Source organism: Paraburkholderia sp. SECH4 (assembly GCF_030511745.1).
Classification (GTDB): domain Bacteria; phylum Pseudomonadota; class Gammaproteobacteria; order Burkholderiales; family Burkholderiaceae; genus Paraburkholderia; species Paraburkholderia madseniana.
The window spans coordinates 16465-29040 of record NZ_JALOCP010000021.1; the positions used below are offsets into that span (position 1 = coordinate 16465).

The 12576-nt window shown below is 55.4% G+C and carries 11 protein-coding genes; 8 read left to right on the forward strand and 3 right to left on the reverse strand.

The features are described 5' to 3' along the window. The first annotated feature begins 5 nt into the window (after positions 1–5). From M0D67_RS25240 to M0D67_RS25255, 4 genes are all read left to right on the forward strand, one after another. Entirely contained in the window at positions 6–341 is a 336-nt protein-coding gene (locus M0D67_RS25240) for a DUF485 domain-containing protein (protein ID WP_266240204.1), read from the forward strand. After that, on the forward strand, positions 338–1966 hold the full coding sequence (locus M0D67_RS25245) for a cation acetate symporter (RefSeq protein ID WP_266240206.1): 1629 nt from the start codon (positions 338–340) through the stop codon (positions 1964–1966). Before M0D67_RS25240 ends, M0D67_RS25245 begins: the two co-directional genes overlap by 4 nt. A 69-nt stretch (positions 1967–2035) precedes the next feature. Further along, positions 2036–3511, forward strand: coding sequence for an aldehyde dehydrogenase (locus M0D67_RS25250; RefSeq protein ID WP_266240209.1), 1476 nt, complete (start codon positions 2036–2038; stop codon positions 3509–3511). A gap of 67 nt (positions 3512–3578) precedes the next feature. Beyond that, positions 3579–5306: a GMC family oxidoreductase gene (locus M0D67_RS25255; RefSeq protein WP_266240211.1), complete on the forward strand. Its 1728-nt coding sequence runs from the start codon at positions 3579–3581 to the stop codon at positions 5304–5306. A 285-nt stretch (positions 5307–5591) separates the two neighbouring features. Here the strand turns inward: M0D67_RS25255 and M0D67_RS25260 are convergent, their stop codons facing one another. Both M0D67_RS25260 and M0D67_RS25265 read right to left on the reverse strand, forming a co-directional pair. After that, complete coding sequence (locus tag M0D67_RS25260) at positions 5592–6371, reverse strand: creatininase family protein (RefSeq protein ID WP_266240213.1); 780 nt, start codon at positions 6369–6371, stop codon at positions 5592–5594. A gap of 30 nt (positions 6372–6401) precedes the next feature. Next, a complete protein-coding gene (locus M0D67_RS25265) occupies positions 6402–7460 on the reverse strand; it encodes a porin (protein ID WP_266240214.1) in 1059 nt (352 codons plus the stop codon). Between the two features lie 338 nt (positions 7461–7798). On the opposite strand from M0D67_RS25265, the gene M0D67_RS25270 reads away from it, so the two are divergent. The 4 genes from M0D67_RS25270 (at position 7799) to M0D67_RS25285 (ending at position 11455) form a co-directional block, all read left to right on the forward strand. Beyond that, positions 7799–8764, forward strand: coding sequence for an AraC family transcriptional regulator (locus M0D67_RS25270; RefSeq protein ID WP_266240215.1), 966 nt, complete (start codon positions 7799–7801; stop codon positions 8762–8764). A 106-nt stretch (positions 8765–8870) separates the two neighbouring features. Further along, complete coding sequence (locus M0D67_RS25275) at positions 8871–9257, forward strand: RidA family protein (RefSeq protein ID WP_266240216.1); 387 nt, start codon at positions 8871–8873, stop codon at positions 9255–9257. Between the two features lie 153 nt (positions 9258–9410). Next, positions 9411–10703 (forward strand): MFS transporter, encoded by a 1293-nt coding sequence (locus M0D67_RS25280; protein WP_266240217.1) that lies wholly within the window; start codon positions 9411–9413, stop codon positions 10701–10703. A 50-nt stretch (positions 10704–10753) separates the two neighbouring features. Then, positions 10754–11455, forward strand: coding sequence for a DJ-1/PfpI family protein (locus M0D67_RS25285; RefSeq protein ID WP_266240218.1), 702 nt, complete (start codon positions 10754–10756; stop codon positions 11453–11455). Positions 11456–11503: 48 nt separating this feature from the next. On the opposite strand, the gene M0D67_RS25290 is transcribed toward M0D67_RS25285, so the two are convergent. Further along, positions 11504–12481 carry a GlxA family transcriptional regulator gene (locus tag M0D67_RS25290; RefSeq protein WP_266240219.1) on the reverse strand — a complete coding sequence of 326 codons (978 nt, stop codon included), beginning with the start codon at positions 12479–12481 and terminating at the stop codon, positions 11504–11506. Positions 12482–12576 lie beyond the last annotated feature (95 nt).

A 12576-nucleotide genomic window follows, 5' to 3' on the forward strand; every position in this document is an offset into this window, starting at 1 on the left:
GTGTAATGAGTGATAATTTGAAAATTGCCAGATCATCTGGTGATGCGTTTGTCGTGCTTGAACTGTTGGCCTTAAGACAAGCTTGGATCGCTGGCTCGCTTGGTCTTTCATTTGCTTTGATGATACTCGCATTTTTTGCCGCATCGGAGCTCAGTCCAGAACTAATGGTTATCAAAATTTTCGGGAAGATCCCTTTGGGCTGGATACTGGCGGCTGTTATGTTAATGGCAGGTGTGGTCATTACTGGAATTTTCAATCACTATTCTCGAACAGTACTGGATCCCTTGCGAAAGGATGCTATTGAACTGATCTCTCGCGGCCATCATGGGGTGCAGAAATGAACGGGCACACCTGGTCGCTTGGAATATTCGCCGTGTTGCTCGGCGCCACTTTTTTGCTAACTTATCTTGCCAGCAGACGTACCCGCACCGCAGAAGACTTCTGGGCGGCAGGTCGATCAGTCGGTCCAGTGCGTAATGCGCTCGCGATCAGTGGTGATTTTCTTTCTGCCTCTACGTTTCTTGGCGGCACGGGTTTGATATGTTTTTTTGGGTTCGACTGCATAGTATTTTTGATAATTCCGACGATTGCCTTTGTGCCGGTCCTTCTCTTCTATGCAGAGCGTATGCGTAACCTTGGGCACTTTACGCTGACAGACATCTTGACCAGTCGTTTCAACTCGCCATCGATCCGGGTCGTTTTGGCGTTGTCGACCTTGGTGATTACAGGTTTGTATCTCCTGGCTCAGCTCATTGCTGCGGGGTCACTCTTTCAACTCCTTGCTGGCATCGGCTTTCCAGCAGCTGTAGTGCTGACATGCGCGATCGTCGTCACCTATGTAGTACTTGGGGGCATGTTGGCCGCAACTTGGGTTCAGGTGGTAAAGGCGTCGTTGCTCCTTGCCGTGCTCGCTTCGCTCGTATTGCTAGCGCTAGTGCGTATACCTGCCATGGGTGGCATCGATGTCTGGATAGATCAAGTAACGGCTCCTTTGGGACACCTCGATCCAGCAGTACCAGGAAACTTCTTCAAGAACGGCTGGAATTTCGCTTCAATTGGTATGGCTCTAATGTTCGGCTTAATTGGTCTGCCGCACGTGATGATGAGGATATTCACCGTGCCTGACGCGATCTCTGCGAGAAAGTCGGCCTCCATGACGGTAATCGTGCTTGGACTTTCGGTTCTGGGGGTCATCATTGTTGGTTTGTCGGCACGCTCATATCTTGGCCCAGAACTCGCGTCGATTGCAAAAGGGGGGAATCTCAACGTTGTAACGCCGATGCTTGCCAGCGTTCTGGGCGGAGGCAAGGAGACGATAGGCGGACAACTAATGTTGGGGCTAGTTGCTGCGGTAGCCTTCGCGACCATTCTCGCTGTGATGTCGGGCCTCCTGGTAAATGCTTCGAGTGCCGTGGTTTGCGATCTTTGGCCTTCGCGCGGGCGAGTTGACAATGCTGCGGAGGGTTCCTCTGGCATCAAGAGAGGACGCTATGTGTCGTTCATGATTGCCGCAATTATGGCTGTAGTAACTATCGCCATCTCAGCAGCCGGCAAGACACCACCGATTCTCGCGCTGTCAACATTGGCAATCGGAGTCGCTGCCAGCGCCAATTTTCCCGCCCTGACCCTGGCGCTCTTCTGGCGACGGTTCACTCCGACAGGCGCAGTGTCCGGAATTCTCGTCGGTCTGGTTGCGTCCGTTGTCGGGGTCGCGTTTGGGCCTTTGCTGTGGCACGGCTCAAATCCTTCGCCCATTTCGTTGATGGACCCGGCTATTTTTGCAGTGCCGTCTGGATTTGTGGCATCGGTGGTTGGGACCCTGCTCTCGAAAAGGCAGGCAGACTTCGAGCGCTTCGAGCAGTTGCGTCTTCGGTCGCTGATCGGCCCTGAAGCTGCAGTGCTGTCAACGGAGACGCGCCGGAAGAGCAAAGAAGAAGAGCGGCCACTTGCTCGATTCGGCATCTGACCGGATAGGGTCGTTTGAATCGTAGTTGTCGTTAAAAAAATTAGTGCTCAAACCTAAACTGGAATGATTATGGATCTTCAATTGCAGAAGAGCTACGGCGCGTTCATTAATAACGAGCTGCAACTGCTCTCGGGTCCGAGCTTTCCGGCGATCAATGCGGCCACTGGCCAGCATCTTGCCGAGATTGCTCGTTGCGGGCAAAAGGAGATTGATGCGGCCGTCTGTGCCGCTGAGGCGGCCTTCCCCGCATGGAAGGCTCTCGGATTCGAAGACAGGGCAAGAATGCTTCACCGGTTTGCTGATCTGATTGAGGCCGACGCGGAGCGACTTGCACAGATCGATGCACGGGATATCGGTCGCCGGCTCTTCGAGACACGCATCGATCAGGTAATCGCCGTACGACACTTCCGTTACTTTGCCTCGGTTATCTTGGCTCACGAGGATTTTGGTCGCCCCATTCAAGGGGGGCATCTCGTAGCAAAGCGCGAGCCACTAGGCGTGTGCGGGCAAATCATTCCGTGGAATGCCCCGGCGATCATGGTCGCGATGAAGCTGGCACCCGCCTTGGCGGCCGGAAATACGGTTGTACTCAAACCAGACGAGAACGCATCGCTGTCAACATTGGAATTGGCTCGCCACATCGCGGCGGTATTCCCGCCCGGTGTCGTGAACATTGTGCCAGGTCTTGGCGCTGAAGCCGGTGCCGCACTAACCGCGCATCCGAAAGTCAGGAAGCTCGCGTTCACAGGCAGCACTGAGACGGGAAGGATTGTTGGCGGAGCGGCTGCTGAGAGGCTCATTCCGGCCACATTGGAATTGGGTGGCAAGAGCCCAAATATCGTTTTTCCGGATATCGAAAGCATTGACGAGGTCGTCGACAACGTTACTTTTGGTTCGATATTTGCGAACGGGCAGGCGTGCTTCGCAGGTACCAGACTTTTCCTACATTCGGATATCTACGACGTTTTTCTTGAAAAACTCGTTGCGTCGTTTGGCCGTGCGAAGGTCGGTGACCCGCTGGCGGAGAGTACGATTGTTAGCTGTCTTGTGACGCCGGAGCAAGGGAAACGTGTACTGAACTATCTGGAAATCGGGCGCGATGAAGGTGCAAGACTCGTCTGTGGCGGACGTCGGGTTACCGTTTCCGGTAACGAGTATGGATATTTCATAGAGCCGACTATTCTTGAGGTGAAGAACGATATGCGCGTAGCCCAGGAGGAAATCTTCGGCCCAGTGCTTTCGGTTATCAAATGGAATAACTACGAATCGATGCTGGCGGAAGCAAATGACAGCCGCTACGGACTCGCTGCGGGCATTTACTCATCAGGGCTGCGCAATGCGCTGAATGCGGCTGATCGGCTGAACGCAGGGTCAATCTGGATTAATCGGTTCTTCAATCTCGTTGAAGGATCACCGTACGGTGGATATAACGACAGCGGGCTGGGGCGCGAGTTTTGCCGGGACACTCTCAACGCATACAGCCAACTCAAATCGATCACCGTACAAACGTCTACTGATGCGGCTTGGTTCGTACCAAAACGGTAGGACGGCGCCCGTCACGATGGCGATATTCGATGTCATTTCTCAATTCTAAAAATTAATATGGTGCAGCATGATTAAAGAAAAAGACGCCTCTTCCGATAAGCCAAATCGTCTGGCCGCGCTAGACATGGCGCTGCTTCTGGGGCGAATTGACAGGCGGACGTTCATTCGACTCTGCGTATCCGCCGGCATGTCAGCTGCAAGCGCCACAGTCATAGCTGCCGAATCGAGCGCAGCATTCTCAAATCAACTGGAGCGGGCCAGGTCGCTGGAGAGTCGCTATGACTACATCGTCTGCGGGGCTGGATCGAGTGGCTGCGTTGTCGCATCCAGGCTCGCTGCGGATCCGAGAGTAAAAGTGTTGCTCCTGGAAGCCGGTGGGAGCGACGAGGCTCCAGGGCTCGTTGATCCTCGAATTTGGTTCAAAAATATTGGTAGTCCTACTGATTTGGATTATAGATCGGAGCCAACGGAAGCGCTGAATCAGCGTTCGGTTGTTGTGCCTATGGGGCGCGCCCTGGGAGGCGGTAGTAGCATCAACGCAATGGTGTGGGCCCGTGGTCACAAGAACGACTTCGAGTTTTGGGCCAAGGAGAGTGGGGATCGTAACTGGGGATATGATCATGTTCTGTCGATCTATAAGAGAATCGAGAACTGGCAAGGTACGCCAGATCCGGCGCGGAGAGGCACGGGGGGGGCTGTGTGGATCCAGCAATTGAAGGACCCTAGTCCTGTCGCGACGATGGCTCAGAAGGCGGCGGCTCGCATTGGCATTCCTGCATTTGACGACATGAACGGCGAGATGATGGAAGGCGAGGGCGGAAGTGCAATGCCCAACGTGATCATCAAGGAAGGGCGTCGTCACAACATGTTCAGTGCATACCTGAGGCCAATGCTGACACGACCAAATCTGACGGTTTTGAGTGGGGCGTTTGTAAGTAAGGTTCTTCTTCGGGGTGATGATGCCGACGGTGTTGAATTCAAATGGCGCGATCAATTGCACAGAATTCAAGCCGGGAAGGTAGTGCTTTCTATGGGGGCCATCAATACGGCGAAGGTTCTGATGCTATCTGGTATTGGTGATCAGAACGCCCTGAAGAAATTTGAAATCAGCTCGCATCACCATTTGCCCGGCGTTGGTGAAAACTACCAGGATCATCCGATCGTGGAGGGTTGCATTTGGGAATATAAGACGCCGCTCGCGCCACGCAACAACGCAGCCGAGTGGACATTCTTCTGGAAGAGCCGGCGAGAACTGGCTGAGCCGGATCTTCAGCCGTTTCTCCTTGAAATCCCTGTCGCCGGTGAAAGAATGCACAAACTCTACAGGATGCCGGAGAATGGTTTCGTGATTGCTCCAGGACTCGTCAGACCGAAGAGCCGAGGCACCGTGCAACTCCGTTCGTCAGATCCAAATGCATCGCCTCTGGTTCAACCGAACTTTTTGCAGCATCCGGACGACGTTGAGGCGTTGACACGCGGCGTGGAGCTATGCCGTGAAATAGGAAACTCGGCGGAGATGCGAGATCTCGTTAAACGAGAGGTTTCTCCGGGAGCAGTCAGCAAAGCTAAAGTTGCCACGCTTCTTCGTAATGCGGCAGAATCTTACGGCCATTCAACGGGTACCTGCCGAATGGGAACAGACAAAATGTCGGTGGTCGATTCCAACCTTGCGGTACATGGGTTGAAGAGCCTGTACGTTGCGGACGGGTCGATCATGCCGCGTGTCACGACGGGAAATACGATGGCGCCTTGCGTGATTATCGGTGAACGTATGGCTGAAATTTTGACGAGTTGACGGTTCGTCTGTCAGCGCAATCCTCTGCTTCCGGAAAATGGGTCACCGTCTCTGGCGAGGATCCCATGCTCGTCTCTCCGTTCGCAGGCTGGATTACACGACCCGTGGGTTTGTCCCGACACACGGTGCACAGGCGGCTGCCGGAAAACTGACGGCGCCGGGCCGAGCCATCCGACGCGCGCCAGTCCCAATCTGATTGACAACTTGGTTGCGCAGCTTAGAGACTTGCTTGGGGCGGTCGGTGAATGACCGTATAGGTCACTACTCGCGCTAACGCCCAGATAGTCATCGCGTTACCGGTTCAGAATTGCCCCACCAGGTATCGTCACTGAGTCGTTCCGCCAACGCCCTTGCGGCGGCGTCGAGTAGCGCTTGGCCTTTTTCTGGGCTCGCAAGAGACGGGCTGCCTACCACGCCAGAAGGTGATATTTCGACCATGGTGCGGCTCCGGTGTGCTCCCCTTACCTCGCCAAATCCGCCAACGGGAGCATGGACCGTTAGCGCCGCTTCAACGTCTACGAACTCCGGGTGCAACGCCATGATCATTGATGTTTCCGCCTCGCAGGCATGCAGAAGATTTCGCTGTCCCTCAAGAATATTGCCGAACTCCGAGGCTGATACGTTCCAATACGTTGCGGTCATCAGAGGTACACCCAGTTCTTTCGTTAGCTGGTCGACGATGATCGACAAGGCAGCGATGTTCCCGCCGTGCCCGTTGAGCAGCAAGATGCGCCGAAAACCCTGCACCTGAAGGGATTTAACGAGGCATCGCAATACGCTCCGGAAAGTGTCGAAATCGAGTGTCAGCGTGCCTGGGAACACCATGTGATGTTCGGCCATGGAAACCCACAACACTGGTGTCACCAGGACGCGAGCATTGCCGGTAGTGATGCTCGCGGCGCGTGCAGCAACTTCAGCAACTAGTCGCGAGTCGACCATGACGGGTAGATGTGGTCCGTGCTGTTCCGTCGAACCAATCGGTACAATCGCGATGTCGCTTGCCGTCTTCCCTTCCAGAAACTCCGGTGCGCGCAGCGTATCCCAGTGGTGGCGGTCAATGCTCATATCTCTCATCCTCTTATCGTGAACCAATACTTAAAATCGATGAGTCATACCAACGCGGACAGCTAACTGTGATGCGCTGGAGGAAGGCGTCTGGAACAGCAGGGCCGCGTGCTGCCCTTCGCTTCCCACACGTTGATACGCCGTCGACAGATAAACGTCCGTGCGTTTGCTGAGAAAGTAATCCACCGTGGCTGATCCGACATTCCATCGTCCGTTGAGTCCGACTGAGCGTGCATAGTTTGCCGAGACGATAAGTGCGGGAGATACATAGTAGAAGAGGGAGAAATTGCCGGTCTGCAGCATCTCCGTCACCGATAGCGCCCGCAGATAAGTCCGGCTATAGGCGGCCGAGGCGAGCCACGGTCCGATCTTGTACGAGACACTGGCCGCATATGTCGAAAGATTGTCGAGATTGATGCCCGTTGCCAGCGTTGGCGCGAGCTCTTCGCCGAAGGCCCTTGTCAGGCCAATGGAGGCGGGATTGATATTGACGCCGTTCAGATCCGTCATCGCGGCGATCACAGTCAGCGGCCCACCGAGATAGTCGATCAGGAAACTTAGGCCGCGGCCGGTGTTGGACGCGGGCGCGGTCGATGAACCGAAGCTATATAGTGCCCCCAAATGAATTCCTGCCCATCTGGGACTTTCGTAGGACACGGTATTGCTGAGGAACTCACCTGCAATGCGATCGTAGTCTCCTGGATGATAGGCGTAGATCGGCCCGACGATGACCGGCAATAACCGGATCATGAAGTCCGGTTGGCGCCCGAATGTGACTGTGCCGTAGTTGACGTTTTGCAATCCAACTGTCGCGATGCGGTTGAATTCCTGCCCACTTGTGGCGAAGGCTCCATTGGCTAGGTTAATGCCGCCTTCGAGACGAAAGACGGCGTTCGTGCCGCTGCCGAGATCCTCCTTGCCAGTGAGTCCCCAGCGGCTTGGATTGGCCACCCCGCTGGTTTCCCGCAATGCGGAACTGCCTGCGATATTGCTGAAGTACGTCATGCCCATATCAAGGACGCCGTAAAGCGTCACTGATGACTGCGCAATCGCCGGAGCGGATCCGGCAAGAAGTGAGGCGAACAACATCGCTCCAAACGGAGCTCTTTTAGATGACATGGACACGTTCTCGCAGGAAGAGATAAGCGTTTGGCTTCGGGACTATCGGCACAGTCTCGTTTGACGAGCGAATCGTACGCATGGGTGAAGATTTACAAAAATGATGTCGAAGTTAGGTGCCGATTGCCGAACCTTCTTGCCGAAACTTGCTGTTGATACGCCAGGTAATCTTCCAGCGTCGGTCGGGAACCTGGAGTTTTCGAGTGTTGTCCGGGAAATTCTGGTGCGTTACCGTGACTCGTCTGCTCACTCCATTGAGTGCCGCATCCCGCCCCCAGACGGCGTCCACCTTCCGTCGGAGTATTCGCATGAGCGTGTCCGAATTCCGTGCCAGTTCGCTGATCGAATCCACCGAAATCCTCTGCCGGGAATGGTCCCGCCATAAGATTTCGACTGTGGGTCGTGCGCAGATGGATTTGCGGTTTAGCCAACTCAGAATCAGCAAGAATCTAACCGTCAACCGGCTATCGTACGGCGCAAACGTGAGCATTGCACCCTGGGATCGGGACGAGGTTCTGCTAGTCCAGATGCCAATCAAGGGCCGTGCAAGTGCGGTATATGCGGGTGGCGAAGTGTCTATTGATGCAGCACGCTATGGTGTTATTGATGTACGTCGGGTCGAGCGTTTTACGTGTGATGCGGACTTCGACGCACTGATTTTGCGTGTTCGCGTCGATAGTATTCGAGAGTATCTGGAGGAAGTGCTCGGCACGCCTCTGGGGCATGAGCTGCGCTTTGCAGACGACATGGCTCTGGACTCAAGCGCATGGCATAGCTGGGCGCCATTTGCCGGTATGCTCGGCGGTTTGATCAATGAATCGTCCACCGAATTTTCACCGAAGTTACTTGCGTCGATCGAGAACACCGTTGTGTCGGCGCTCGTCTTTGGCCAGCGCCACAATTTCTGGGACGAAGTCCGGCGGCCATGCGCACTCCCAGCTCCAAGACATGTCAAGCGGGCAGAAGCGTACGTGCTCGAACATGCCGGAGAAATGCTGTCGACGAAGTTGCTGGCAGCTCACGCAAACGTGAGCGTACGTGCGCTGTTCAACGGGTTCCGGACATTCCGCAACATGACCCCAGCTGAGTTCATTCGTGGCGTTCGCCTCGACCGTGCCCGAGACGATTTGCTGGCTGGGACCCATACGGTCTCAGTGATCTCGAAGAAATGGGGCTTCGGGCATCTTGGCAATTTCGCCTCACATTATCGTAAGCGCTTCGGGGAATCGCCTGTCGAGACATTGCGATTCGTTGGTCATCGCTGTTCCCGATGAGCGGATTTCGGCAATTGCATGTGCATTTCGGCAGGAATCAGATTCGCGGGTAACGTGTGCCCTTTCGGCACCTCTATGATTGACTCATTCGATCAAAGAGGTGCCGATGATTTACCACTTCCCGCCGACAATTTCGCACGCAAAAATCCCCCCGCTGTCGTCCGCATGCCGTGTTGATGACTGGGTTTTCGTCTCCGGCACGCCCGGTTACGACGATGACATGGAACTCGATCCGTCGTTCACCGTTCAGTTTGAGACAGCTTTGCAAAGTCTTGCTGCGATCCTCGCAAGAACCGGGAGCTGCCTCGAGAACGTCGTCAAGGTGGGGATTTATCTTACCAGGGCAGAGGACATCCCCGAGATGAACCGTCTGTACGGCCTCGCATTCGGTCCTGCTCCCTATCCAGCACGAACAACGGTGATCGTGGCAGCCCTGCCGGATCCGGCGATGCTCGTTGAGCTCGAATGCGTGGCCGTAATCCGCAGCAGCTAGTCACGCCAGGCTTGCGGACACGGCATTCTACGAATTGCGAGTGTGTCCCCGCTGGGCCTGCTTCCCTACACATGTTCCACTCCTCCTAACTGCTCGGGCCGTCGGGCAACAATGACGGCGCACTGAGAGGCGTGTATCTAACGAGAACCAGCAATGAGCGCCATCGATGGTGTTTTCCCAACCCACAAGACCCGCCACGTCATATTCGCGACAACTATTGGTAACGCACTCGAATTCTTCGACTTCACGGTCTACAGCTTTGTGGGCGTACTGATCAGCCGGTTGTTTTTCCCTTCCGCTTCGGCAACCGGACAATTGTTGCTGGTTACGGCTACGTTCGGCGTTGGCTTTTTGATGCGGCCAATCGGCGGGCTGGTTATCGGGATCTACTCGGACCGCTCAGGACGCAAGGCGGGTCTGATGTTGACTATTGCGTTGATGGCGGTCGGATCCCTTCTTCTCGGTATCGCGCCGACCTATCAACAGGCCGGCATAGTGTCGCCGATTCTGATTGTTATTGCGCGACTGTTGCAAGGTTTTTCATCGGGTGGTGAAGTCGGTGCGTCTACGACGTTGATGCTTGAGAGTGCCCCCTCGTCGCGGCGTGGTTACTACTCAAGCTGGCAGTTCGCCAGCGCTTGTCTCGGCGTAATGCTGGGAGCGTTGGTGACAGTCGCATTGACGACGGCCATGTCGTCGAACAGCTTCGAGCGCTGGGGTTGGCGTGTACCGTTCCTTCTCGGTGCACTGATTGCCCCGGTGGGTTGGTATATTCGCCGATCGACCGAGGAAACGTTACGCCCAGCCGCTTCAAATGTGAGCATGATGGATGGCGATCGAGCTCCGAGCCGCCTGCTGGGCAACGGAAAATGGTGGAACGCGACCAGCGGTATCCTGCTTGTCGGCGGAGGAATCACCACCTCGTACACCGTGACTTTCTTCATCCCAACCTATGCGATCAAACAGCTCGGCATGCCTTCCAGTGTAGCGCTGACGGCCGCCGTCGTATGCGGATTCACGGGATTCGTTACCGCGCCGGTTGTGGGCATCCTTTCGGATATCTACGGGCGAAAGCCGCTAGTCGTGGCAGCGCGGATACTCACGATTACGGCCGTTTTCCCATGCCTGCAGTGGCTCAACGCGGCGCCCGGAAGTTTGCGTCTGTTTGCTGTGCTTGTGTTACTGGGCATGCTGTTGGCATTACAGATGACACCTATCATTACGATGGTTGCGGAAATGTTTCCACGCACGAACCGCGTTACCAGCATGTCGGTGGTGTATGGGATCGGTGTTTCCGTGTTCGGCGGTTTCGCACAATTCGTCAATACTTGGCTCGTCGCCGTTACCGGAAACCGCATGGCACCTGCTTGGTATTTAAGCGCTATTCTTATCGCTTCGTCGTTGGGCCTCATCGGCATGCGCGATCGCACGCGCAATTCGATCTGAGATGTCAATGCGCTCTGTTTTTAAGGCGTCCCCTTTCATGGAGACTAGGAATGGATAGTCCCGTTGTGAGTTGTAGTGTCGGAATGCTCGTCTTTCAAGGCATGACCAACCTCGATTTTGCTGCTCCGTTTGAGGTTTTCTCCCGAATGCCGGGGGCAGAGGTGCATGTGATTGGCGTTGACGATGGAGTTGTGACCTGCGATACCGGCGCGCGGCTGCTACCAACGACTACGATAGACCGATGTCCGAGGCTTGACATGATCTTCGTTGGTGGAGGACCGGGTATCAACCCGTTGATGGAGAATCCGCCTGTTCTTGCATTTCTGGCACAGGCCGGTGCACAGGTAAGCTGGGTGACTTCGGTGTGCACGGGGGCGCTATTGTTGGGTGCCGCAGGTTTACTGAGAGGCTATAAAGCGGCGACTCACTGGACGGCAATGGACGTACTTCCCGCCTTCGAAGTTACGCCCGTGTATGAGCGAGTGGTGATGGATCGCAACAGAATCACTGCGGGCGGCGTCACGGCAGGTTTAGATTTCGGCCTTGTGATTGCTGGGTTGTTGCACGGCGAACAGATCGCGCATGCGATCCAACTCGGGATGGAGTACGACCCGTCTCCGCCATTCGCGGGTGGCTCTCCGCGATCCGCGCCGGCTGCCCTTGTCGCCGAAGTGCGGCGACGGACACAGCAACTGACGGATGAGCGGATGGAGATTGCGCGGCGCGTTTCGGCGCATTGGCCCGGTCAATGATGGTCGGGTTGTCACTTAGCATCGAGGATGTTCAGGTTGTCTATTGTTTCACTGAATGTGATCAGTGGCAGCCTCAGCTGAATCATCAGGCGATAGGTGGCGACGCATCGCCTGTGGCGTTACTCCGAAGCTTCGAACGAAAGCGCGACGCATCCGATCGATATTGCCGAAACCGCTATCACGAGCCACTTGCTCAAGAGACCGCGCCCCAGCCTCGATTGAGGTCCGGGCGTTTTCGAGTCGAAGCCGCTCAATAGCTTTTGCCGGCGCGATACCGATGGTTGCGGTGAAGGCCCGCGTAAACTGTCTTACGCTCAATGCGGCACGCTCTGCTAGATGCTCGACATCGAGAGATTCATTGAGATGTGAACGAGCCCAGATCAATATCTCGTTGAACCTGTTGTCACCCCCTACCAATTCCAGCAACGCCGAATGCTGTGACTGACCACCAGGGCGATTAACGGAAACGACCAAAATCTGAGCGACGCGTCGCGCGGTCTCGAAGCCATAATCATCCTGAATCATGGCAAGCGCAAGATCTATCCCAGAGGATATTCCCGCCGAAGTCCAGATGTTTCCATCTCGCACAAAGAGACTTTCGGCATCCACGTTGATAGAGGGAAATCGCCTGGCAAGTTCTGCGGCTTCCCGCCAATGTGTCGCGGCGGTCCTGCCTTCGAGAAGTCCGGCTTCCGCCAAAAGAAAGGCCCCGGAACAGACGCTCGCCAGTTTGCACCCGTTCTCCGCCACGCTTCGAATAAAGGGAAGAAGATGTGCGTAGTTTTCCCGATTCTGGACGCCCAAGCCTCCGGGGATGAGGAGGATATCGCAGCCTTGGGTCCGACGGAAATCAAGCGTGCCAACGGTAGCTCCGCTACTGCTGGTCACGTTGCCAGTGGTTGAACCCAGAACCTCAATCGAATAGCCTGGGACGCCGCATTGGCTCGCGGTTTCGAATGCCGTGATTGGTCCGGCCATGTCGAGAAGGACGAAACCTTCGAAAAGCAAGCAACTGATGCGGATCATTGAGCGTCCTAAAATGACGAGTTTTCGTCCTTTGTGCCATTGTAGTGAGAGACTACAATCGTGTCCAGCATCACACCAATGCTTCACATTGAGTA

What these genes read in the sequence shown, in the direction of transcription:
- M0D67_RS25255 (WP_266240211.1), top strand. Translation starts at nt 3,579, where the DNA reads ATGATTAAAGAAAAAGACGCCTCTTCCGATAAGCCAAATCGTCTGGCC.
- M0D67_RS25280 (WP_266240217.1), top strand. Translation starts at nt 9,411, where the DNA reads ATGAGCGCCATCGATGGTGTTTTCCCAACCCACAAGACCCGCCACGTC.
- M0D67_RS25270 (WP_266240215.1), top strand. Translation starts at nt 7,799, where the DNA reads ATGAGCGTGTCCGAATTCCGTGCCAGTTCGCTGATCGAATCCACCGAA.
- M0D67_RS25245 (WP_266240206.1), top strand. Translation starts at nt 338, where the DNA reads ATGAACGGGCACACCTGGTCGCTTGGAATATTCGCCGTGTTGCTCGGC.
- M0D67_RS25285 (WP_266240218.1), top strand. Translation starts at nt 10,754, where the DNA reads ATGGATAGTCCCGTTGTGAGTTGTAGTGTCGGAATGCTCGTCTTTCAA.
- M0D67_RS25265 (WP_266240214.1), bottom strand. Translation starts at nt 7,460, where the DNA reads ATGTTGTTCGCCTCACTTCTTGCCGGATCCGCTCCGGCGATTGCGCAG.
- M0D67_RS25260 (WP_266240213.1), bottom strand. Translation starts at nt 6,371, where the DNA reads ATGAGCATTGACCGCCACCACTGGGATACGCTGCGCGCACCGGAGTTT.
- M0D67_RS25240 (WP_266240204.1), top strand. Translation starts at nt 6, where the DNA reads ATGAGTGATAATTTGAAAATTGCCAGATCATCTGGTGATGCGTTTGTC.
- M0D67_RS25275 (WP_266240216.1), top strand. Translation starts at nt 8,871, where the DNA reads ATGATTTACCACTTCCCGCCGACAATTTCGCACGCAAAAATCCCCCCG.
- M0D67_RS25290 (WP_266240219.1), bottom strand. Translation starts at nt 12,481, where the DNA reads ATGATCCGCATCAGTTGCTTGCTTTTCGAAGGTTTCGTCCTTCTCGAC.
- M0D67_RS25250 (WP_266240209.1), top strand. Translation starts at nt 2,036, where the DNA reads ATGGATCTTCAATTGCAGAAGAGCTACGGCGCGTTCATTAATAACGAG.